Source organism: Mucilaginibacter sp. (genome assembly GCF_036383575.1).
Classification (GTDB): domain Bacteria; phylum Bacteroidota; class Bacteroidia; order Sphingobacteriales; family Sphingobacteriaceae; genus Mucilaginibacter.
This window is the reverse complement of sequence record NZ_DASVOB010000449.1, coordinates 1-24,376: the sequence shown is the minus strand read 5'-3', so window position 1 is coordinate 24,376 and position 24,376 is coordinate 1. Positions and strand designations below refer to the sequence as shown.

At 42.9% G+C, this 24,376-nt stretch carries 21 protein-coding genes; 18 read left to right on the top strand and 3 right to left on the bottom strand.

Annotated features, from left to right (window positions below; translation table 11 throughout):
* Positions 1-14 precede the first annotated feature (14 nt).
* The 6 genes from VF500_RS16035 to VF500_RS16010 all read left to right on the top strand — a co-directional run bounded on the left by VF500_RS16035 (position 15) and on the right by VF500_RS16010 (position 4,420).
* Positions 15-176: a helix-turn-helix domain-containing protein gene (locus tag VF500_RS16035; RefSeq protein WP_330860637.1), complete on the top strand. Its 162-nt coding sequence runs from the start codon at positions 15-17 to the stop codon at positions 174-176.
* Between the two features lie 414 nt (positions 177-590).
* A complete protein-coding gene (locus VF500_RS16030) occupies positions 591-1,331 on the top strand; it encodes an SDR family oxidoreductase (RefSeq protein WP_330860636.1) in 741 nt (246 codons plus the stop codon).
* Positions 1,332-1,458: 127 nt separating this feature from the next.
* Positions 1,459-2,211, top strand: a complete 753-nt coding sequence (locus tag VF500_RS16025; RefSeq protein WP_330860635.1) for an SDR family oxidoreductase — start codon at positions 1,459-1,461, stop codon at positions 2,209-2,211.
* A 109-nt stretch (positions 2,212-2,320) separates the two neighbouring features.
* A complete protein-coding gene (locus tag VF500_RS16020; protein WP_330860634.1) occupies positions 2,321-2,749 on the top strand; it encodes a hypothetical protein in 429 nt (142 codons plus the stop codon).
* Positions 2,750-2,838: 89 nt separating this feature from the next.
* Positions 2,839-3,411, top strand: a complete 573-nt coding sequence (locus VF500_RS16015) for a Crp/Fnr family transcriptional regulator (protein WP_330860633.1) — start codon at positions 2,839-2,841, stop codon at positions 3,409-3,411.
* 151 nt (positions 3,412-3,562) lie between these two features.
* Positions 3,563-4,420, top strand: coding sequence for an NAD(P)-dependent oxidoreductase (locus VF500_RS16010; protein ID WP_330860632.1), 858 nt, complete (start codon positions 3,563-3,565; stop codon positions 4,418-4,420).
* Positions 4,421-4,524: 104 nt separating this feature from the next.
* Here VF500_RS16010 and VF500_RS31795 read toward each other — a convergent pair whose 3' ends face one another.
* Together VF500_RS31795 and VF500_RS16005 are read right to left on the bottom strand one after the other, a co-directional pair.
* Entirely contained in the window at positions 4,525-5,514 is a 990-nt protein-coding gene (locus VF500_RS31795) for an acyltransferase family protein (RefSeq protein WP_414688581.1), read from the bottom strand.
* A 96-nt stretch (positions 5,515-5,610) separates the two neighbouring features.
* Entirely contained in the window at positions 5,611-7,014 is a 1,404-nt protein-coding gene (locus VF500_RS16005; protein ID WP_330860631.1) for an MBL fold metallo-hydrolase, read from the bottom strand.
* A 155-nt stretch (positions 7,015-7,169) separates the two neighbouring features.
* Here VF500_RS16005 and VF500_RS16000 point away from each other — a divergent pair, with 155 nt between their 5' ends.
* From VF500_RS16000 to VF500_RS15950, 11 genes are all read left to right on the top strand, one after another.
* Positions 7,170-7,541 carry a BlaI/MecI/CopY family transcriptional regulator gene (locus VF500_RS16000; RefSeq protein WP_090534685.1) on the top strand — a complete coding sequence of 124 codons (372 nt, stop codon included), beginning with the start codon at positions 7,170-7,172 and terminating at the stop codon, positions 7,539-7,541.
* Positions 7,542-7,543: 2 nt separating this feature from the next.
* Entirely contained in the window at positions 7,544-9,550 is a 2,007-nt protein-coding gene (locus VF500_RS15995) for a TonB family protein (RefSeq protein WP_330860630.1), read from the top strand.
* A 117-nt stretch (positions 9,551-9,667) separates the two neighbouring features.
* Positions 9,668-10,675, top strand: coding sequence for a LamG-like jellyroll fold domain-containing protein (locus tag VF500_RS15990; RefSeq protein WP_330860629.1), 1,008 nt, complete (start codon positions 9,668-9,670; stop codon positions 10,673-10,675).
* A 232-nt stretch (positions 10,676-10,907) separates the two neighbouring features.
* On the top strand, positions 10,908-11,600 hold the full coding sequence (locus VF500_RS15985) for a class I SAM-dependent methyltransferase (protein ID WP_330860628.1): 693 nt from the start codon (positions 10,908-10,910) through the stop codon (positions 11,598-11,600).
* The gene (locus VF500_RS15980) at positions 11,600-12,715 is read left to right on the top strand and encodes a glycosyltransferase (RefSeq protein ID WP_330860627.1); all 1,116 of its coding nucleotides are present in this window, start codon (positions 11,600-11,602) and stop codon (positions 12,713-12,715) included. The genes VF500_RS15985 and VF500_RS15980 overlap by 1 nt, the downstream gene beginning before the upstream one ends.
* A complete protein-coding gene (locus VF500_RS15975; RefSeq protein ID WP_330860626.1) occupies positions 12,715-14,199 on the top strand; it encodes a lipopolysaccharide biosynthesis protein in 1,485 nt (494 codons plus the stop codon). Before VF500_RS15980 ends, VF500_RS15975 begins: the two co-directional genes overlap by 1 nt.
* A gap of 47 nt (positions 14,200-14,246) precedes the next feature.
* Positions 14,247-14,384, top strand: a complete 138-nt coding sequence (locus VF500_RS15970) for a hypothetical protein (RefSeq protein ID WP_330860625.1) — start codon at positions 14,247-14,249, stop codon at positions 14,382-14,384.
* A gap of 472 nt (positions 14,385-14,856) precedes the next feature.
* On the top strand, positions 14,857-16,737 hold the full coding sequence (locus VF500_RS15965; protein WP_330860624.1) for a gliding motility-associated C-terminal domain-containing protein: 1,881 nt from the start codon (positions 14,857-14,859) through the stop codon (positions 16,735-16,737).
* Positions 16,734-17,732, top strand: coding sequence for a PorP/SprF family type IX secretion system membrane protein (locus VF500_RS15960; protein ID WP_330860623.1), 999 nt, complete (start codon positions 16,734-16,736; stop codon positions 17,730-17,732). Before VF500_RS15965 ends, VF500_RS15960 begins: the two co-directional genes overlap by 4 nt.
* A 1-nt stretch (position 17,733) precedes the next feature.
* On the top strand, positions 17,734-19,683 hold the full coding sequence (locus tag VF500_RS15955) for an OmpA family protein (RefSeq protein WP_330860622.1): 1,950 nt from the start codon (positions 17,734-17,736) through the stop codon (positions 19,681-19,683).
* 378 nt (positions 19,684-20,061) lie between these two features.
* The gene (locus tag VF500_RS15950) at positions 20,062-20,964 is read left to right on the top strand and encodes a glycosyltransferase family A protein (protein WP_330860621.1); all 903 of its coding nucleotides are present in this window, start codon (positions 20,062-20,064) and stop codon (positions 20,962-20,964) included.
* 7 nt (positions 20,965-20,971) lie between these two features.
* On the opposite strand, the gene VF500_RS15945 is transcribed toward VF500_RS15950, so the two are convergent.
* Positions 20,972-22,165: an anhydro-N-acetylmuramic acid kinase gene (locus VF500_RS15945; RefSeq protein WP_330860620.1), complete on the bottom strand. Its 1,194-nt coding sequence runs from the start codon at positions 22,163-22,165 to the stop codon at positions 20,972-20,974.
* Between the two features lie 115 nt (positions 22,166-22,280).
* Here VF500_RS15945 and nagB point away from each other — a divergent pair, with 115 nt between their 5' ends.
* Positions 22,281-24,200 carry a glucosamine-6-phosphate deaminase gene (gene nagB / locus VF500_RS15940; RefSeq protein WP_330860619.1) on the top strand — a complete coding sequence of 640 codons (1,920 nt, stop codon included), beginning with the start codon at positions 22,281-22,283 and terminating at the stop codon, positions 24,198-24,200.
* The last annotated feature ends 176 nt before the right edge of the window (positions 24,201-24,376 follow it).

Genomic DNA, 24,376 nt, shown 5'->3' with positions numbered 1-24,376 from the left:
TAGCCGAAAAAACCATATCCGAAGCCAAGGCTCTCTTACAAAATTCTAAGCTATCTGTTAAAGAGATCGCTTTTCGTCTGGGCTTTACTGAAGCAACTCATTTTAGCAACTACTTTAAAAAGCATACGGATACTTCGCCGGTATTGTTCAGGAAGGGGCATACGAGGATAGTGTAGCCAATGTCAACGCCATAAAGGAGGAGCAGCGAGCGTCATTGCGAGGAACGAAGTAATCCCGATTAGCAGAGTGGCTAAGCAAGGCTCTCTGTACAGTTTGGGCTTGCTTCGTTCCTCGCAATGACGGGAGTAGAAAGAGTGCTTTACTTAATCTTCCTTGCCGTTACACCTTCATGTTCCATCAGCGTCGCTCACAGAGGCCCCAGATGTCTACGCCATGCATTCGGTGAATTGCAGGCCGCTCTGCGAGTCTAAATTAACCCATAAACATACCTTCGCCCATTTACAAAATACCCAATCTTAAATATTCGTAAGTAATGCTTTGATATGTGTATCATTCAGGGCCCTTGCTCTTGCCACCTTTGTATTGTCAATCAACGACAACAAAACATAAACAATATAACAAAGGAAATCATGAACACATTAGCATCAAAAGTAGTATTAGTAACCGGCGCTTCAAGGGGCATCGGTGCAGCAGTAGCCCACAAATTAGCAGCCGAAGGCGCTAAAGTAATTATCAACTATGCAGGCGGTAAAGAAGCTGCCGACCAAACTGTAAACGTAATTAAACAACAAGGCGGTGATGCCATTGCCTTACAGGCCGATGTAAGCAAAGGGGAAGAAGTTGCAGCCATGTTTGACGCAGCGATAGCTCATTACGGCAAGATAGATGTACTGGTGAACAATGCCGGCATCATGATCACCAAGCTTTTGAAAGATACCACCGACGAGGATTTTACCCGCCAGTTTGATATCAACGTTCGGGGTACATTCAATACCATGCGTGAGGCCGCTACTAAATTAGCCGACGGTGGCAGTATCATCAACTTTTCGTCAACCACGACCCGCGTTATGATGCCAACCTACAGCACTTATGTAGCAACCAAAGGCGCGGTTGAACAATTAACCCGCGTATTTGCCAAAGAAGTTGGCGCAAGGGGCATCAATGTAAACACAGTATCTCCTGGTCCTACCAATACAGAGCTGTTCACCAAAGGCAAACCGCAGGAGATTATAGATCGCCTGGCATCACTATCAGCTTTTAACCGCATCGGCGAACCTGAAGATATTGCCAAAACAGTAGCCTTCCTGGCCGGAGACGATGCCAAATGGATCAGCGCACAAAATATCGGTTTAAATGGTGCAATGGCTTAATTGAAGAATCAAGAAATCAAGAGATCAGGAGTCAAGACGCCAGGAATCAAGAAGTCAAGAAAAATAAATTAGAAATCAAGTATCGGTGAAATCAATCCTCATCGGTGAAATCAAAAAAAACAAAATCATGAACTCATTAAATAATAAAGTAGCAGTAATAACCGGCTCAGCCCGTGGTTTAGGTAAAGCAATTGCAGAACGTTATGCAGCATTAGGTGCCGATATCGTGATCAACTATTCACGTGATAAAGCATCGGCCGATGAAGTGGTAAGCAACATCAAGGCGATGGGCGCAAAGGTAATTGCTGTACAGGCGGATGTAAGCAAAGTTGCCGATATTGAGAGGCTGTTTGCTGAAGCCAAAGCAGCATTTGGTAAAATAGATATTGTAGTTGCCAATGCAGGCATCGAATTAGTTGAAACACCTGTGACTGATTTTACTGAAGAACAGTTCGACCGCGTATTCGGTATCAACACTAAAGGTACCTACTTCACCATGCAGCAGGCAGCTAAAAATGTGGAAGACAATGGCCGGATCATTTACATTGCTTCAAGCACCACTTCATTCCCTGTACCCGGAATGGCTGTGTACGGCGGCAGTAAAACCACCCCAAGATACCTGGTTGATATCCTTTCAAAAGAGATTGGTCACCGTGGTGTAACAGTTAACTCTATCATACCGTTTGCTGTTGATCATTCAGGTATCTTTGCCGAAGCTGATAGCTACCCCGCATTAAGGAAACAATTGCTTGACAGTTGTCCGATGGGCCGCCTGGCCGAAGTTGAAGATGTGGCCAATGTGGCCGAGTTTTTCGCCAGCGATCTTTCATCATTTGTAAACGGTCAGCACTTGTTGGTGAACGGCGGCGCGACAAATTAATTATCAGTTTAGTAACATGGGGCATCAGGTTGTAGTCATAGCTATAATCTGATACCTGTATTTAACAGGATTTAAAAACAGTATTATTTGATTTTACATCTACCATGCCATGAAAACGCTTAATCACTATATCATATGCGGCACATTAATTACTTCATCTGTAAATGCCCAGGCTGCAAAAACACCTGCCTCAACTATACAAAATATCAATACCATGAATACCGAAAAGCTAACTAACCCGGTAGTAAAACAAGCCATTGATGCTCTGCAAAGTGGGAATAAACAAGCCTGGTTTGGGTTGTTTGCCGACGATGCCCAGCTTTTTGACGATGGCAATAAAATGAACTTTAAAAGCTTTTTTGAAAAAGCCTTAGGCCATGAACGTTTTACCAGCATTGACAAAGTCGAACAAAACGGTCTGCATGTTTATGGAAAATTTCACAGTGACCAATGGGGCGATTTTAAAACTTATTTTAAGTTTACGGTTGATGCCGATGGTAAGATCAGCAAGCTGGAAATAGGACAGGCGAGTTATTGAAACTTAAAATCGACATACGCTCTTCACCACGTCATTGCGGTTACTTCGCAATGACGTTTTTTATTACAATTTTACCTGATATTTGTATCATGCAACAGCAACTCATTGCCCGCTTACAGCAGTTAAAGCCTGTCCCGGTTGAGGATCAGGAACTCATTGTAAAAGCCTTTGAGCCGATGAGGGTTAAAGAAGGAGATACGCTATTGCCAATGAAGAGTGTAGCGCGACAACTGTTTTTTATTACCAATGGCGTGCTGCGCATCATGGCGCAAAATGATAAAGGGAGCGAAGTAACCTACTTCTTTTTAAAAGAGAACCAGTTTTGCACCATCCTGTATAGTTTCAATAACAATACCATTGCCGAAGAAAGTATCCAGGCTGCCTGCGATACGGAGCTGTTGGTTATCAGTAAAAATAACCTGCTGGCTTTATATGAAAAGTTGCCTTACCTCAAAGGCATGATCGATCAGATTTCGCAGCATACGCTTATGGAGAAAATAAAAACCCGGAATGCCTATCTTGGTTACGACTCATCAGAGCGGTACAAACTATTTTTAGAGCGGCAGCCGGAGGTTGCTATGAGGGTTCCATTGGCGGATATCGCATCTTACCTGGGAGTAACCCCGCAATCATTGAGCCGGATCCGCAAAAACATTCGCTGAGGTTAAGCGTAAACAAAGCACGTTTTTTACCATTTGTTAAATGCCTGTGGCAATTTACTGCCGAACTTTGTTGCGCAACAAAAAAGAATAGCATCGGCTTGGGGAGTTGATATCAATAAAATCTATATAAATCAAAAACAAAATAGCTACTATGAATACAGTAAAAACAGGATGGATAGGATTGGGGAAAATGGGGATCCCTATGTCGCAGCAATTGATCAAAGCCGGGTATCCGCTCAGCGTTTACAACCGCAGTAAGGATAAAGAAGAAGTATTTAAAGCCCAGGGTATCGGTACGGCGGCATCACCTGCTTTATTGTTAAAAGATACTGATGTTGTTTTTATCATGGTGTCTGATGATAGAGCTATCAATGATATTTTTTATGGTGATGAAGGTTTGCTGGCTGCAAAAGTAAGCGGTAAGATCATTATTAATATGAGTACCGTTTCGCCGGCAATCAGTAAGGAGGTGGCAGTGGCTTGTAAGGAACAGGGTAATTATTACCTGGATGCCCCGGTATCCGGTAGCGTAAAACAAGCGGAAGATGCCGCGCTGGTTATTATGGTCGGCGGCGAGGCCGTAGCATTTGAACAGGCTAAAGCCATCCTCGAAAAAATGGGCAAACTGGTTATGCTGGTTGGTGATACAGGTGCGGGCAATGTGGCCAAACTGGCCATTAATACCCTGCTTGGTATTGTTGCCCAAGGCCTCGCCGAAACGGTGACGCTGGCACAACAAAATGGCATCAATGCGGAAGCACTAACTACGCTGATCGGTAACAGCGCATTAGGCAGCCCATTCATTAAAATAAAGGGAGATGCCATTGTTAACAGTAATTATAACGCGGCATTCGCCTTAAAACATATTGCCAAAGACCTGCGCCTGGCTAAAGACCTTGGCCTCGTTACCCCGCTGGGTAAAACGGCTTATCAAACTTATCAGGATGCTGAAGCTACCTTTGGTGAGGAGGATATTATTGCGGTAATTAAGCAGATTGGGAAGGAGTGAAAGATTAAAACCTCTAAAATATCTTTTCATTTCGATGAAGCTGGGGGAGGAATGTGTGATAGCGCTGAAGGAAAATTTTATACGAGATGCTCCGAGGCGCTACCTTATAGCTGGAAGATTTTATCGTAAATGGTTTTCACGAAAGGCCGGGACAATATAAATATGATCAAAAAGGAGGTAAGGACAATACTGAAATTTGTCATTATGCTTTCGTTCCAAACCGGAAAGTATCGGACAAAAATTTCCAAAAAGAAAGCATGTAAAATGTATATCTGTAAAGAGCGTGATCCTGCATTTGTAATCAATGTCCTACGGGACGGCGTAATCAAGATGAATACTATTGATATAAGAATTGCTGTTATAAAGAGTATTGCCCGGGCAATTAAAGCACCTTTAGTAAAGAATCCGGTATATTTATAAGGCGTATTCCAAAAAAGCATAGTCAGATTTTCCGGCCTGAATTCGTATGTGAGAATTATGCTTATAAAAAGCATAATTAAACCTGGAATTATAAGAAGTTTATGATTACGTAGCACGTTAATGTTGCTTCTTGAACACTTGTAGCCAAGAATAAAGAAAGGAAACAAAGTAACTGTACGTGATAACGACAGAAGCTGCCCGAGAATTAGAAATATGCCGAAAATCAATGATAAGAAAAAAAAGAAGATCAAGCTGAACTTCATGTTTTTGATTATAGGTATAACAACCCTCCAGCTAAAAAGACTAAGTAGATACCAAAGGTGAAAAGGAGGAGACAAAATATCCAATGAGAGGGTACCTGATCTTGCCCACCCAAGAGCCCGCCATAGTAATGTAAATACTAAGTAAGGAATAAGCAATAGCTTTACGTTATAGCTGAATTTTTTATTTGATTTTGAGAAATATCCGGATATAAAGACGAATAAAGGAACGTGAAAGGTGTAAATGCATACAAAAACCGCTTTTAAATATATTGCTTGATTTATATATTGTTCTACAATGTGCCCTATTACAACTAAGGCGACAAGTATAAATTTTAGATTATCAAATAAATAATCTCTCTGTTCAGAGCCGTCTAAACTCCTGGATAATAAATGTTTTTGAACTGTTTTCAACTTAAATTATTGATAAAAACTAAACGGACTGCACGTGTTTTAATTCCCCCATTCCCACAGGGCGCTCTGCAACAGGTTTCCGAGGCTTGGTTAAACCTACTCCAAATTTATCTTTTGATGCTGGTATGGGATCTCAACATGATGAAACCCATGTGCTTTAAGTTTCCCGGCAAAATGCTGCTGCACATCATACTCACCGTGAACAAGGAAAATAGTTTTTACCAACGCAGGATCCTGACAGGCCAGGAAATGGAGCAGGTCGTCATAATCGCCGTGGGCACTCATTGATTTGATGGAACGTACCTCGGCCTTAACCTCATACATTTCACCAAAAATATGTACCTCATGATCGCCTCTTATCAGTCGGCCGCCTAATGAATTGGGCTCCGCGTAGCCAACCATTAAAATGGTATTCTTTTGGCTGTTGATATTGTTTTTGATGTGGTGTTTCACTCTCCCGGCTTCGGCCATGCCCGATGAGGAAATGATTACGCATGGTCGCGGGTCATCATTCAGGGCCTTTGATTCTTCCACGCTTTCAATAAAACGCAGGCCTTTAAAGCCAAATGGGTTAGCATCCGTTTTTAAAACTTCCTGTACGTTTTTATTATAAACCTCCGGGTGGTTCATCAGCACCTGGGTTGCTTTTTCCGATAGCGGGCTATCTACATAATAAGGAATATCCGGCAGCGTGCCTTTTAATTCAAGGCTGTTTAAGGCATACAGCAATTCCTGGGTTCGGCCAACGCTGAATGCCGGGATGATCACCTTGCCCTTTTTTACCTCACAGGTTTGCTTAATGATCTCCAGTAATGATTCTTCAATTGGCCCAAGCTCTTTATGCAATGAATCGCCGTAAGTTGATTCGAGCAGGATATAATCGGCCTGTTCAAAAGTTTGCGGACTTTTCAGCAGTAGATCGCCGTAGCGGCCAACATCACCGCTAAAAGTAATATGCGTGTCCTTCCCGTTTTCGGTTGTAGTGATATGTACCGCCGCGCTTCCCAAAATATGCCCCGCATCGGTAAAGTTAAATTTCACTTCGGGGGTAATTGCAAACTCTTCGCCATATTCAACAATTTTAAACAGGCGCAGGGCCTCCATTACATCATCTTCGGTATATAAAGGAGTAAGCAGGGGCAGACCTTTACGTGCGCGGTGCTTATTATCATATTCAGTATCCTGTGTTTGGATCTTTGCCGAATCGAGCAGGAGGATGCGGGTTAGGTCCATTGTGGCCGAAGTGCAATAAATGTTTCCGTCGAAACCTTCTGCAACCAACCGCGGGATCAAACCACAATGGTCAATGTGTGCGTGCGAAAGGATCATGTGAGTAACACCTTTGGGGTTAAAGCCGAAGTGTTCGTTCATTTCTTCGGTTTGTTCGCCGAGGCCCTGGAACATGCCGCAGTCTAATAATATGCTGGTACCGTTGTTTAAACGGAGTAAATGCTTGCTGCCGGTTACGTTACGGGCAGCACCATGGAAGGTTATATTCATTTATAATTGAGTGTGAACAACACAACGAATATGATGATTTAAAGTTTAAGAAATTAATAACTAAAAATTTAGTTGCAAATTAAAAATACATCTCTTACCTTAGTTAAACCAATTGAATATATTAATACACGAGGTATTAATTTAAAAGTACGCACATGGAAATTAAAGAGTTAACCCGAGCCGAAGAGCAGATCATGCAAGTGCTTTGGCAGTTAAAAAAAGGGTATGTTAAAGACGTTATCGAGCAGTTACCCGAGCCTAAGCCCGCTTACAATACCGTATCGACAATTATCCGGATCCTGGAAACAAAAGGCTTTGTTGGGCATGAAGCGTTTGGCAAAAGCCATGAATATCACCCGGTAATCAGCAAGGAGCAATACCAGAATTTTGCTGCCGATAAATTACTGAGCGGTTATTTTGACAACTCTGTTAACCGCATGCTTTCATTTTTTGTAAAGAAGGAAAAGATCGACCTGAAGGAGGCCGATGAGATCATGAAACTGATTGAAAAACTAAAAGAAAAATAGTTATGAACTGGTGGCAATATTTATTACTGGTAAACATATACCTGTTGCTGTTTTACGGGTTTTATGTGCTTTTGCTTCGTAAAGAAACCTTTTTTCAGCTTAACAGGCTTTACCTGGTAAGTGCCGCTTTACTATCATTCATGATACCCGTTATCCAGGCCGATTGGGTCCAAAACTTGTTCATTACCCAGCAGGTAAAGTATACCCTGTACAGCAGCCCGGTATTGGTTTATCACTTTAAACCTGTAGAAGAATCGCCCATTAGTATAGGGGAGGTATTGTTCATTATGTATATTGCAGGTACTGTTTTTTTATCGGGCAGGTTGATTTGGCAGCTATTTAAGCTGAAAAAAGTAATCAGTCAGCCCCATTCACCGGTATCTTATTCCTTTTTCAAAACCGTGAAGTTAAATGCCGATGGTGAGGCTAATGAAGCAATAGCTACGCACGAGGATGTACACGCCAAACAATGGCACTCGGCCGATGTGCTGCTGGTTGAACTGGTGATGATCATTAACTGGTTTAACCCGATAGTATATTTCTATCGCAGGGCTATAAAACACATCCATGAATTTATTGCCGACAGGCACGCAGTTGAAGCAGGAACCGATAAGGCCGATTATGCCATGCTGCTTTTAAGCCAGACATTTAATACGCCAACACATGGCTTGGTTAATTCATTTTTTAACAAAAGCCTGTTGAAAGAACGTATCATCATGTTGCAAAAAAATAAATCGCACCGCACGGCGCTCATTAAATACGGACTGTCGGCTCCATTGTTTATTTTGATGATGGTGCTGTCATCAGCTACAATTAATAACAGTGATACGATTACGGTTATCAACACTAAAGCAGATAAAGTTTTCTCGACCCCGGCCAGTAAAGTAACAGAGATTACTATTGATGAGCCTCCTAAACCTGAGAGGCCGGTTGCCGCAGCTGATACCTCACCTGTATATACAGCGGTTGCCCGTTTGCCCGAGTTTCCGGGCGGGCTTGAGGCTTTTGGTAAATTTTTATCTACTAATATAAAATACCCTGCAGCGGCCCGTGAACAGAGGATTCAGGGTAGGGTGATCATAACCTTTATTGTTGAAAAGGACGGCTCGCTTTCAAGTGAAAGGATTGTAAGAGGTATCACAGATGATCTGAACAACGAAGCGTTAAGGGTGATAAAACTATCGCCTAACTGGAAGCCTGGTATGCAGGGAAATCGTCCGGTAAGGACACAATATTCAGTGCCTATCAGTTTTACACTTGCTCCGAGCGATGATACTACAAAGACAACTGCACCGGCAAGATTCTCAATAGCATCGGCCCAGCCAGGTTCAGACCCTGTATTCACATCTGTTGAGCAGGTGCCGGAGTTTAACGGAGGTTTGGAAGCCTTTGGTAAGTTTTTGATGACTAACCTTAGGTATCCGAAGGCTGCCCGTGATAATAATGTTCAGGGAAGGGTGATTATCACCTTTGTTGTTGAAAAAGACGGGGCGCTATCAAACATGAAAGTTGTAAGAGGGATAGGCTCTGGTTGCGACGAAGAAGCTGTGAGAGTGCTGAGCATATCACCAGCCTGGAAGCCGGGCATTCAGAACGGAAAGCCGGTAAAAGTACAGTATTCTGTGCCGATAAACTTCACACTGGCCGACGATAGATCTGCAAAACCCGGGGAAAATAAAACGGGTGCTGTGACAAATCCATCTAACGCCAATCAGGTAATTTATACCGGCAGGGTGATTACTGACACCACAAAATCCCATATAATCCTTGGTGACGGGTATAACAGTAAATCGGCACCCTTAATTATTATCGATGGGGTAGTCCTGGCGCAGGGATCATCGTTTGATAAAATTAATCCGAATGATATTGAACAAATAAACGTGATAAAAGACAAAACGGCTATCGCTATTTATGGGGATAAAGCTGTAAATGGTGTTGTATTGGTTACTACAAAGACAGCAGCGAAGAAAAAGGCCGCTGCAGCCAGCGCGGTTAAAACTACTAATTAGCCGTTTTAATTTAATCTTTTGCCATCAATGTGTGTTGATCTTTGAACAAGATTACGCTTTTGTGTTTTTTGCCGTTGTTGGTAAATTTATATAGCTTTGCGCCTCAAACCTTATTACATGAAAAAAAGAACCACTTTTTTGTTGGCTTTGATAGCCATTGCTGTTTATTCTTCCTGTCACAAAGAGCTAAGCAATCCCGCTCCCCAGCCTGTAAAGCTTCAAAATATAACCATCACGGATACTTTAACCGCTTACATTGGTAACGTATTGCAAATGGATTTGAAAGTGGATCCTGTTTCATTTGATACATCAAAGTTTTCATGGCAATCTTCTGATACATCGATCGTATCTGTTTCTAAAACAGGAAAGATCACGGTTAAGAATGAAGGCACTTCAAAAGTATCAGTTACTGATTCTGCCAAAACAAAAACAGCCACTTGTTTAGTAACGGTTAAGGACAGTTTAAGTATTGGCTTGCTGGCGTACTACCCTTTTAATAATAACCTTAACGATTTTTCGCCTTATAAAAATAACGGGAAAGCCAATGATATATCCTCAACAACTGATAGGTTCGGAAACGCAAACAGTGCTTTCTATTTTAATGGATCGAGCAGCTATATTGTTGTAAAAGATAATCAGGCATTACGTTTAAGCAATACAAATATTACCTTAAGTACATGGGTTAAGTTAGATGAATATAATTACTCGTACGGTGTTAACCTGTTAACGAAGCATTATTCAGGCGTTGAAAACGGATGGGCCTGGGGTGTCACAGGATATGGATTTTCAACCTTAGGCATTGTAACTTACGGTACAGGCGGTGGCAGTGCTGCCGCCCGCGGAACTCAGGTAATTAGTTTAAATCAATGGCATTTAGTTACCAATGTTTACGATTTGTCCAAACATCAGCTGAGCATCTATGTTGACGGTACGCTTGATACCATAACAAACAATATGCCGTCACCTAACATGAACACAGATGCCGACCTTTATATTGGCCGCGATAACCCTGGGGTTTCAGGGGAAGGTTACTTTGTACGCGGTACTATGGATGAAGTAAGGATTTATCACAGAGCGTTAAGCGCTTATGAGATCCATAAACTGTTTGTATCAAAAAAATATTAAAAAGCTATACCGGTAGCTTAAAATGAAAGGACCAGTGGCTGACACATTGGTCCTTTCATTTTTAAGAGCATAAGCAATCTGTATATTATATGCACCGTCGTGCTGTTTTCAGTTATAAGATTTAGTGTTTTTTCACTGTTTAATAACAGCTTTTATTGTTTCTGAAAAGGTGTTGGGGCAACGCAGGTAAGTATTTTTAACAATCAGCAAAAAACATGTATTTTTGGCGGATATGACTCGTAACAGCCGGCTAAACCCAACCCTTTTTTCAACACGATATGTACATTTAACAAAGCTGCGGAATGCAACTTTAAAAGTAATACAGGATTTAACTGCTGTTGATAAAAACCTTGTCCTTATAGATTTTGGCTGTGGAGATATGCCTTACAAGTCGGTTATCGAACCAATGGTAGGTAAATATATAGGAGTTGACCTGGATATTAACCCGCTGGCCGATTATCATATTGATTATGATAGCAAAACAACTTTGCCGGATAACTTTTGCGATATCATTCTCTCAAACCAGGTGCTTGAGCATGTTGATTCGCCGCATAGCTATCTTTCTGAAGCTTTGCGTGTTTTAAAACCAGGCGGAAGCATTATATGTACAACACATGGCTATTGGTACTATCATCCAACCCCTTATGATTACTGGAGATGGACAAGTGCAGGTTTGCGTAAAACCATTGAAGCCGAAGGTTTCAAAATTACTTCGTTCCATGGTATCATGGGGCTTGCAGCAAGTGGGATCCAGCTTTTTCAGGATGCCATATTGTTAAAGCTACCTAAGTTTCTGGCCCCGCCATTTGCGTTGGTAATGCAAAGTTTTATCCGTTTGTTTGATAAGATACACTCACAGCCTCAGCGCGATCGTGATGCCTCTCTTTACGTGGTTGTCGCACAAAAAAATGTGGATACCGTGTAATGGAAAAATTTAACCTTTGTATCATAAAGCCCAATAAAGACGCTTTTTCCGAAACCTTTATTCAGGCGCATATTGACAGGTTAAAGGGGAATAAAAAAGTACTATATGGTGGCGACTTTCCGCTGTATGACAATCACGGGAGATTTCTTATCCGTTCAAAACTGTCATTATTAGTTTATCTTTTACAAAAAAGGCTTTTTAAAAAAAAGGAGATAGGAGTTCGTACAAGGGCTCTTGTTGCTTATTTTAGAAACAATAATATTGATGTTGTACTTGCCGAATATGGTATGGTAGGTGCAATGATTGCTTCAGCATGTAAAATGGCAGGTGTTCCGTTGGTTATCCATTTTCATGGCGCCGATGCGCACCATAAACCAACCATTTCCAAATATCTGCCACTTTATCATAAAGCCTTCGATTATGCGTCGGCAATTGTTGCGGTGTCAAACGATATGGTCGAATCCTTAAAAAAGATGGGAGCTCCGGCATCAAAAATACATCTTAATCCATATGGTGTTGACGGAGCTAAATTCCCGTTGATAGATATATCAGATTCAAACCCTTATTTCTTATCGGTTGGCCGCTTTGTTGAAAAAAAATCGCCGCTGTCGGTTATCCGAGCTTTTAAGGAGGTGCTTAAGCATTTTCCGGAGGCGCGTTTATGGATGGTAGGTGATGGACCTCTTTTTGATGATGCCAGGCAGCTGATATCAGAACTCAACCTTATCGATAGTGTAACGTTAACCGGTGTAATGACAGCTGCCGGGATCCGTCAACTTATGGAAAAAGTACGTTGCTTTGTGCAGCACTCTGTTACGGCGTCAGATGGGGATATGGAGGGCACTCCAAATACCATTCTTGAAGCCGCATCGTCGGGGTTGGCTATAGTGAGTACGGCACATGCCGGTATAAAGGAGGCTGTTTTGGACGGTATAACCGGCTTCCTGGTGCCAGAGCATGACGTAGCTGATATGGCAGCTAAAATGATCAGTATAGCGGGCGATGTAGAACTGGCTGCGAAAATGGGATTAGCTGCTCATGAGCATATCGCCCGAAATTACGATATAAATAAGCGCATAGCATCGCTTGATGAAATTATAAATAACAGTATTTAATGAACCTATTACAAAAACAGGGATTTTTTAACAGCCTCATATTATATGCTGGCGTTGCCCTGGGCTTTCTTAACCTGATCATTCTCTTTCAGCGGATTATTACCATCGAGGAGATCGGTTTTTTTACTTTAATGGGAACCATCTCGGTACTTTATGCCCAGGTTGCCGGATTAGGTATCGCCAATATCATTCTTAAATATTTCCCGTACTATCGCAGCGACGACAAAAAACACGGCGGCTTTGCGTCTTTTGTTACTATTTGGAGCCTGGTCGGGTTCGTGATCATTACTGTGCTTTTTGTAGTTTTTAAAGATTCAATTATTAGTTATTACAAGGGTAAAAATGGTGCGCAGCTGCTTACGAGGTACTTTTATTACCTTATTCCTTTGTCGCTTTTTACGCTGGTGTTTTCCGTGTTGGAAAACATGGCGCTTACGGTATTCAAAAATGTGTTATCCTCTTTTTTGCGCGAGGTAGGGGTACGTTTGTTCACAACTGCCGGCGTTTTATTAATAGCGCTTAAGCTGGTTGATTATCATGGTTTTTTGATGATATATATAACGGCTAACCTGGTTGCTGTGTTGGTGTTGTTTGCCTATATCGGTAAAGGCCGTCACTTTAAGTTTTCGGCAATTAGTCCGCAATTGATGAGCGAACGCAAAACATTTTTAAATTATGGCATTTTTACCGTACTAAGCGGCAGCTCATTTGTAATGATCCAGAACCTTGATACGCTGATGCTGAGCGTACTTACCAAAGAGTCATTCGCTTACGTGGGTATTTATGGTACGTTTTTCGCCATTGCTGTAGTTATAAGCTTACCGGCCAAAGCATTGAGCCGCACGTCGTTGCAGATCATAGCCCAGTCATGGGCTACCAATGACCTGGCCAAAATTGGTAAAATTTATTACAAAACGTCGGTAGTTCAGATGCTTATTGGCTGCCTGCTTTTTATAGGCTTGGTTATTAACAAGCAGTTTATCATCATGTTATTATACAAGCATGACTATACAAGCTATTTTAATGTGTTTATTGTGGTAGGGGTGGCGTTTTTGGTTGATATGACAGGTGGATTGAATGGTTATATCATGAACCTATCCAAATACTACAGGCTTACTACTGTTTTTATTGTTTCGGCTGTAGGGCTTTGTGTATTATCAAATTGGATCCTGATACCGCGAATAGGCATAATGGGCGCTGCGTTAGCATACCTGATCACCATGTTTGCGTTAAACTTTGCTTATTGGCTATTTGTTAAGGTTAAGTTTAACCTGCAGCCGTTTGCAAAAGCGCATCTTTACATATTGTTGATCTTTACGGTTTGCCTGCTCATCGGCCTTTACCTGCCGCCTTTAAAGAATGTGTTTGCAGATATGGTTTACCGTTCGGGGATCATCGGAGTGATTTATGTATTTCTGGCATATACTTTAAAAATTTCAGAAGATATTAATAATATATTCGATCGCATCCTGAAAAAAGTATGATCCGGTTGTGTTGAGTGCCAAAGTATCCTAACCTTTCACAATATTGTATGCCCAAAACTCTTAACAAAGCTTTATCCCTATTTCCGGTTGTGTTGTTTGACCAACAGCGTTTACCTGCTTCAGAAGTTAATACTTCGGTATTGCCTGCACCAGGACCGGGCAGATTGCCTTTGAACTATCCTTAGGTTAGGCATGTGTCCGGATATGCCCATGCTTTTAACCAATGTGGATTTGTAACAACTTCAGTTGCTGTAAAGTATGGGTTGAAAGTTTTTTGATAATGTGAACATTATAATTAATCCTATCGTAAAAGAGTTGAGGATACCGTTGAGATACAACGTTATTAATAAACCTGAATTAACAATAAAGTAATTAATTAACACAACCGATCAAGTTAAATCGATTCTGATTGACCCTGGAATTGCTTTGTTGGCGATTAAAATATTCTGAAAGTTTAATAATATGAAAGATAATTATTATCATTATCCGTTAATTTAAGCTATGCACCCTGAGCCTGCACGTTTGTATAAAACCCTTTTATGGGCAATGTTTTGCCTGTTCTTTTTTCCGTTCGCCGCTTTTAGCAGAACGTTTGAATCCCCCTTACCCGTTAATATAGAGGCGCGATCCGCTGAAATGCGATTTGCAGGATCCCGTTTGACGGCTGCACCTCTGCAGGCAATTACCATTTGCTCTGCCGCTGCGGCTGTACTTAATGGTGATATAAAAACCCCAACACCGGGCAGTTATCTCTGGCAAATAAACAGTAACGGTAACTGGGTAAACGCGCCATCAACCAATACGCAAAAAGATTATATAACATCATCGCTAACAAATAACTCGGCAACAAGCATAGTGTACAGTTTGCGCAGGCAAACCACTACCGGTGGTGTTATTGCTTATGATTCATTTTACGATGTTACGGTAAGACCCATTAGGGCAGTGGCAAATAATACGATCACTACACCGGCAGTTGTTCAATTCTGTAGTACAGGAAACCCTACGTCTATTACAGGCAGTACAGCTACCGGCGGAGATGGTACTTTTTCATATCAATGGCAATCATCATTGGATAATGTAACCTTTACTGATATTACCGGGGCAACATCGAAGAATTATGATCCGCCTGTTTTAAATAAGGATACTTACTACCGCCGCGTGGCATCATCGGGCGCATGTACAACTCCATTGGTTAGTAATGTGATCAGTTTTAAGGTTTCAGTACCTCCAACCGCACCATCGCCCACTGCATCAAGTGTAGTTATTTGTCAGGGCACTTCAGTCAGCTTGTCGGTTGGTGCACCGCCGGCCGGGCTCTCCATTAACTGGTATGATTCGCCTGCTAAAACTACGGTGCTTGCTACGGGAACATCCTTCACCACTCCTGTTTTAAATACAAGTAAAAGTTATTATGCTGAGGCATCAAACGGCACTTGCGGAAGCCAGCTAACAACCATAAATGTAACAGTTACGCCATTGCCTGCTGTGCCGCAATTTGCACAAAGCACAATTAGCGTTTGTTCCGGTTCTACAACAACAGTTACCATACAAAATGCACAAAGCGGCGTTGTTTATAACTGGTACAGTAGTGCAACGGATGCTAATATTTTACATACCGGAACCAGTTATGTAATCAGTAATGTAACATCGGCAGCAACTTATTATGTACAGGCCGTAAACGCTACAGGATGCAGCGCTTCGGCACGGGGTACAGTGAGCTTATCTGTGGTTACCCTGCCGGTGGTTACTGTAAGCACTTCAGGCACTTCTATCTGTCCGGGTACAAGTGCTACATTGTCAGCTTCATCATCAGATGCCGCGGCGGTGATATCATGGTATGACGCACCAACCGGCGGTAACCTGCTTGCAAAAGGCAATACCTATGTTACCGGTAACTTAAGTGCTGCAACGAATTATTATGTGGAGGCTACCAATAGCACCGGATGTAATAGCAACGGAAGGACTGCAGTTCAGGTACAAATGACCAAGCCGCTTGACGCACCTGTGGTTACTGTTGGTGAGGTAACTTCATCAAGCATAACTTTTGAGTGGAGTGCTGTGAATGGTGCTACCAGCTACCAGGTAAGTACCGATAACGGTTTAACATATGCTGAGCCAAGTTCGGGCAGCAGCGGTTTAACGCATAAAGTGACAGGCCTTGACATTAACCAGTCGGTAACCATTAAGGTTAAGGCTTTGGGTGCTACGTCATGTACGCTCAGCGAAGCTTCGGCCGCGGTTACGGCTTCCACCATCGACAATAATAACGTGATATATGTGGCCAATAACTTTACTCCTAACGGCGACGGCAACAACGATATTATTTATGTACATGGCAAAAATATAACCACGCTTTCCTTTTATGTATATGACCAATGGGGGCAATTGCTTTTTACATCAACCGATGTTAACAAAGGATGGGATGGCTATTTTAAAGGCTCATTAATGCCCGTGGGCGTATATGTATACTATTTAAAAGCAACAATGAATAACGGGGCGCAATTGAGTAAAAAAGGAACAATTACGCTATTACGATGAAGAAACTACTACTTATAATTACCATAGCGCTGCAGTTTGCAGCTATAGGAACAGTGAAGGCGCAGGTTGACCCGCATTTTTCACAATATTACGCTTATCCTCTTTGGTTAAACCCTGCACTTACCGGCGTTTTTGACGGCGATACGCGCATATCTGCCAATTTCAGGGACCAGTGGGCGAACATCAGTAATGGCTATCGCACAGCCGGGGTATCGGCTGATTTTAAACCAACGGATAAGGTGGGCATCGGCTTGAATATCCTTGATCAAAAGGCGGGTACTGCCGGCTATAATTACTTTACGGCTTATGGCTCGTTTGGATATGGTATCACCTTGTCTGATGATGGTAACCAGCGATTGCATTTCGGTTTACAGGCGGGCGTTATCAGCCGCAGCTTTGATCCGGGCAAGCTCCAGTCTGATAATCAATACGACCCTAATACAGGCTTCGATCCAACACTGCCCAATTTTGAAAACTTCGGCTATTCGTCAAAAACAGTATTTGATGCAGGAGCCGGTATCTATTATTACAATGCCGACCCAATGAATAAAGCCAATTTGTTTGGCGGCCTTAGTATCAACCACATTAATGATGTAACAGATCCTTTTGCAGCAGGTGGTATAAACAGCAAGCTGCCTATGCGGTTTACCGCCCATGGTGGGCTTCGCCTTAAAGCGTCTGATTTTTTTGACTTGATCCCTAACGTTGTTTATATAAAACAGGGCCAGGGAGAGATCAAAGCTTTCGGTCTTTACTCTGAGCTTAAGTTTGCTGACGATAACGGTCTTGTACTTGGCGGCATGGTACGGTTACAGGATGCTGCAATTGCCAATGTTGGTTATCATATACGCCAGATGGTTATAGGCGCCAGTTATGATTTTAATACTTCAGGCCTTCGCGCGGTTACATCTGGTCGCGGCGGTTTTGAATTATCAATAAGCTATATATTTAGTCGCTATACCGATTCTCCGGCTCCAATTTGTCCAAGGATATAATATGAAGAAACTATTACCTTATTTTTTATTATCGTTTTTTCCGGCGGTTTCATTTGGGCAGGCAAAAAATTACAGGGCTTTGGCCGATACTGCTTTTAACAGGCATGAATATTATACTGCCGCCTATTATTATAAACACATTGCCGACGGTACGACAGTTGAATCAAAAAGCAGTGTGGCTGTTTCTCCGGTTAGAAAAAACAGTTCAAAAAAGGAAGCTACCAATCAATATATAACTTATCGCCTTGCCGAATCATACAGGTTATATAAGGATTATACTGATGCTACCATCTGGTATGCTAAAATGAGTAACGACGGATCATTAGAGCAATACCCTTTAACCTCGCTTTGGTATGGCATCTGCTTACAGGCAAATGGCAAGTATGATGATGCTTTGGTACAGTTAAAGCAGTTTGCAGGCAGTAATCCTGACGCTAAATATGCAGTATTTGTCAATAAGGAAATAGCTTCCTGCGAGTATGCATTGAAACAACTGGAGCACCCGCGCGCTGTTGATGTATCACCCCTGGTGTTTTTAAATAAAGATCAGGGCGATTATGCCCTTACAGTAAACCTGGGCAGGTATTGGTTTACCTCGTCACGTATGGTTGATAAGGATAAGTTTTTTACTAACAGGATCTACAGTTCGGCTATACTTGATTCAACAAAAGTGCTTGCTACCAATTTCAACGTGTTTGATAAAGAAGGACAAATTGAATACGCCACGCCTTCTCTTGATGCTACCGGTACTAAAATGTACCTAACCCGCTGGTATAAAAAAGATGGGAAAACGGTGTCGGCCATTTACTTTAGTCAACTGGTAAGCAGTGTATGGCAACAGCCGGTAAGGTTAAACAATACTGTTAATGCCGAAGGTTATAATTCCAAACATCCTTTTATTAGCGCCGATGGAAAGCGGTTGTTTTTCTCATCAGACAGGCCGGGCGGCGAAGGTGGTGATGACATTTGGGAAAGTACCCTTGACGATGCCGGGCAGCCGAAAACGGTAAGCAACCTGGGCGATGTAGTAAATACCCCATATGACGAACAGTCGCCGTTTTATGACGTAGCCAATAAGGCCTTATTTTTTAGCTCGACTGGCTTTACCGGCATGGGCGGTTTGGATGTTTACCGCAGCGATGGCGATTTTGGCCACTGGTCGGTCCCGGTTAACCTGGGCTACCCGGTCAACTCATCAAAAGACGATCTGTATTACAGCCTTGATCCAACCAATGCAAATAAATTTTACCTGAGTTCGGCCCGTGGTTCCGATTGCTGTTTAAGCCTGTTCACCGGGCAATATAAATTCTTATACATCAGCGGTCGTATAATTGATTGCCACACTAACAGCGGTATGGCTGGTGCAAGGGTGATCCTTAAAGATCCGAATGTAAAAATGGGTTTGGTTGCTAAGGTTACGGATGAGAAAGGCGACTATGTTTTCCAGGTAAAAGAAAAGCTGCCAAGCTATAAGCTGGAGATTTCGCAAAAAGGATATTTTACTAAAGTTATTCCTGCGCCAATAGTAAAGCCAGGTATTGATACGCTCATTAACCCCGAAATTTGTTTGCAGAATTATAAGGTTAATGTTCAGATAGTTATTGAGAATATTTATTTCGATTTTGGTAACGCGCACCTCAGGTCCGAATCGTACGATACGCTGGACAAGCTGGTAGCCATCATGAACGATAACCCTAAAATAAAGATCGAGCTTGGCTCACATACCGATGGGGTAGGCACCGATGCAGGGAACCTGAAATTATCGCAGGCTCGTGCCGAGACTTGTGTTGATTACTTGCTGTTAAAGGGGATCAAATCATCGCGGATAACCGCCAAAGGTTACGGAAAGCGAATGCCGATTGCTCCTAACAAATTACCAAACGGTAAGGATAATCCCGCGGGCAGGCAGCTTAACCGCCGCACCACATTCACAGTAAAATCGGCCGACTAAAAACAAATTGTTTTATTTGTTTGCAATGGCAAGGTTATGCTATAATTTTGTCTTCACAATTAAATGAGGCTGTATCACAAATCAAATTGATCACCCTTGGTGTTGTGTTATCTATGAATTGAAATTTAGCCGGTAATATTTATACAAAAAGGAGGTTTACATGTTTTTAACAAAAAGAACACCCAATTATCTGATTGTTAGTCATGTAGGTAAATGTTAACCCCGAATTATGTTAACCCTGTTAACCCCCTTTTGTTAGTAGAATCAATCCAAACAATATATCGCTTGAGTAACTGAATAAGTCAACAAAACGAGACTGATCATGATTTATGATACAGCCTCATTTAATTTCAATACCTGATCTGCTGAAGTCATACCATGCAAAATCTTGCCCCAATAGCCCTTTTTGTTTATAACCGGCCCGACCATACCCGCCGTACCATCAGTTATTTGCAGCAAAATTTACTGGCCGACGAGTCGCGCCTGTTTATTTTTTGCGATGCAGCCAAAACGGATGCTGATAAAGCGAAGGTTGAACAGGTAAGGCAATTGGCACAGGAGGTAAGTGGTTTTAAATCGGTAAAAGTTATTTTGCGCGATCATAACCTTGGTTTGGCCGAATCTATCATTAGCGGGGTAACGCAGTTGGTTTATGAATATGGTAAAGTGATCGTGTTTGAGGATGACCTCTTATCATCGCCGTATACCTTACAGTATTTCAATGATGCCTTAACTAAATACGCCAACCAGGAACAGGTGATGCATATCGGCGCCTACATGTACAACCTACATGATAAGACCCTGCCCGAAACTTTCTTTTATCGTGCGGCTACCAGCTGGGGCTGGGCAACCTGGTCCCGTGCCTGGAAAAACTTTGAGCCCGATGTTGATACGCTGATCAACCAGTTTGATACGCTGAAAATAGCCCGGTTTTCGATAGAGGGCAAAATGAACTTCTGGAAACAGATTGAGCAGTTTAAGGCCGGTAAAAATAATTCATGGGCTATTCGCTGGTATGCCTCTATCTTTTTAAAGAACGGATTAACGCTTAATCCCTCACAATCGCTTATTCAAAACATAGGGCATGATGGTACTGGTGTGCACTCCAATAACGAAGATATTTACCACGTGCAAATGGCACGTAAACAGGTAACACAATTCCCGGATATGATACAGGAAAACGAGCAGGCTTATAAGGCTATTAAACATTTTCTGGCTAACAGAAAAGGTACCTTGCTGCAACGGGTTAGGCGGTTCGTGAAGCAGCAGATGGGACGGTGATTGTTCCTTAAACCGGGAAGCAGAATTTTCCCATCAATACTTCCGGATTAGTTCCGATCCTGATCGGCTCGCCGCATAAGGCCTCATTACCAAGCAAGGCAAACAATATCGCTTCTTTGGCATCGGGGTTAATTCCCAGCGAACTGCTATCTTCAATCAATGCTTCCGGCAATAATTTTTTTAACTCGCCGATAACGAACGGGTTCCTTGCCCCGCCGCCACTCGTGAAAATTTTAAGATCATCGCCGGAGAGATTTTCGTTAATAAACCCTGCTATAGTTGCCGCGGTAAAGGCACTTAAAGTGCAAACGAGATCTTCTTTACTAATTTGCCCTGTGCCCGATTGTTGCTGTGCTTCGGCAACCATGTCGAGATTAAATAATTCTGGCCCGGTGGTTTTAGGGGCTTTTTCTTTAAAAAATGGATGGGCGAGGAACGCTGCCAACAGATCCTCATTAATTTTTCCACTGAAAGCTATAGCCGAGTCCTCATCGTAAGGCTTATCAAAATATTTACGGCAGGCGGCATCAATGAGGGTATTACCCGGGCCGATATCTGTGCAAAGTACCCGGTTAAAATCGCCGTCGCCCGGCAGCCAGGTTAAATTTGCGATGCCTCCGATATTTAACAGTACCCGGTTTTCGCCGGTTTTGTTGCCTAATAATACGTCGCCATATAAGGCCAGCGGAGCGCCCTCGCCTCCGGCAGCAATATGTTTCTGCCTGAAATCGCTGATGGTTAATATGCCGGTTTTTACGGCGATATGATCACCATCGCCAATTTGCAGAGTGGCATTAGGGTAATTTTTGTGCTGATGCAATCGCTGTGGCGCATGGTAAATAGTTTGGCCATGACTGGCGATGAAATCAACATCTTTCGTATAAATTCCCCATTGCCCAAGTGTCTGCAATATCAGTTCGGCATGATAAGTGCCGATATAAGCGTTGAGTAAAGTAACCTTTTCAAGATCGGCGTTACGCTTTGCAAATACCTGCTGAACTTTCTGCTTAAAATCATCCGGATAGGTGACGGTGGTAAACTCAACCAGCTCAAAACGGGTATTTAAACCATGACCTGTAAACTGGCAAAGCGCAATATCAAGCCCATCCAACGAGGTGCCCGACATGAGTCCAATACCTATTTTTGATGGCTTTTGAGCGATGTTAAAGAGATGTTGCAGGTTTTGGTTCAATGGTATCATGGGCTTAAATTACTATTTGTGCTGCAACCTCAAAAGTTAAAATAATAGCTGCGCTATGTAAATATCTGATATATTTGTTTTGAACAACTAACCTCATTTACATTTCCTAAGATTCATGGCACGATTAAATTTATTGGAAGAGACGCGTTACGAGAAGTTACCTGTAAGCGTTTACAGTAACCAGCATGAAGCCTCGGTAGCGGTAGCGAACCGGATAGCAGCGCTGATCCGCGCAAAACAAGCCAAAGGCGAAAAGGCGGTATTAGGCCTTGCTACAGGTGTAACCCCTATTGGCGTGTATGCTGAACTGGTAAGGCAACACAAAGATGCAGGACTGAGCTTTAAAAATGTGATCACTTTCAACCTGGATGAGTACTACCCAATGAAACCCACAGCGCAGCAGAGCTATGTGACCTTCATGTATGAAAACCTTTTCAGTCATATCGATATAGAAAAAGCCAATGTGCATATCCCTGATGGCACACTGGATAAAGATGCGGTAGCAGGATACTGCCTGGCCTATGAAAAACAAATTGAAGAATTGGGTGGATTAGACCTTCAGATCTTAGGCATCGGTCGTACAGGCCACATCGGTTTCAACGAACCGGGCTCGGCACCAAACTCAGGAACGAGACTGGTAACTTTAGATGACCTGACCCGGAGTGATGCTTCAAGGGATTTTGGTGGCAAGGCGAATGTTCCCACTAAGGCAATCACAATGGGTATCGGTACTATCTTCAAGGCGAGAGAGATCATCCTGATGGCCTGGAGCAAAAAGAAAGCACCGATCATCAAAAAGGCTGTAGAAGGGGAGATCTCAGGCGACGTGCCGGCAACCTACCTGCAATTGTCACAACATGTGGAATTTGTTTTGGATGAGGCAGCGGCGTCAGAACTAACGAGATTTGATACACCATGGCTGGTAAAAGACTGCGTATGGGACAATATCCTGAAAAAGAAAGCCGTGATCTGGCTTGCCAATGAAATAGGCAAACCGGTACTAAAATTAACCGAAGAAGATTACAATAACCACGGCATGGCGCAGCTCGCTGTAGAGCAGGGCCCGGTATACAATATCAACATCGATATTTTTAACCAGATCCAGCATACCATAACCGGCTGGCCGGGTGGTAAGCCCGATGCGGATGATTCGCAAAGACCGGAAAGAGCATTGCCAGCCAAAAAACGCTCTATTATCTTTTCTCCACACCCTGATGATGACGTGATCTCGATGGGCGGAACGTTCATCCGCCTGGTAGACCAAGGCCATGATGTACACGTAGCTTACCAAACCTCGGGCAATACCGCAGTATGGGATGACGATGTGCTTCGTTACATGGAATTTGCTATAGATTTTACGAACAGCATAGGCGAAGACACTGCGCACCTGAAGCAATCGTATGAAGACATGCGTGCCTTCTTCCCTAATAAACAACCTAACGAGATCGACACACAAGAGATTCGTAACGTAAAAGGCTTCATCCGGAAAACGGAAGCGATCTCCGGCGCAAGATATGCAGGTTTACAGGACGATCATATCCACTTTATGGCCTTGCCTTTTTACGAAACAGGTAAGATCAAAAAGAATTCGGTAGGAGAAGAAGATGTGCTGTTAACCATCGAACTCCTTCAAAAAGTAAAACCACAGCAGATCTTTGCAGCGGGCGACTTTGCCGACCCTAACGGTACCCACCTGGTATGTTTCAAGATCATTCTCGCAGCACTGGATAGGTTAAAAGGTAAAGAAGCCTGGGTGGAAGATTGCTGGCTGTGGATGTACCGCGGTGCGTGGCATGAGTTTGAGACGCACGAGATAGAGATGGCGGTACCATTATCACCGCAGGAAGTGATCCGCAAACGTAACGCGATCTTCAAACATCAGTCACAGAAAGACAGGCCGGTATTTCCGGGTGATGATGCAAGGGAGTTCTGGGTACGCGCAGAAGACCGCACCCGCGACACCGCCCAACGCTATGACCGCCTCGGCCTTGCCGAATATGAGGCAATGGAGGCCTTTAAACGATATATGTTTTAATGAATTTACATCCCGTCGCCCGTGTCCTCACGGGCGACTTAATAATGCCCGTGGGGACACGGGGCATTGAGGATATATAAAAGAAAAGCGAAGGCCTGTGCGATTCCCCTCTTGAGAGGGGTGGAGGGGGGCTCTCCACGCGACGAGGCATACCCCTGCCAATGCACAAGCCCTAC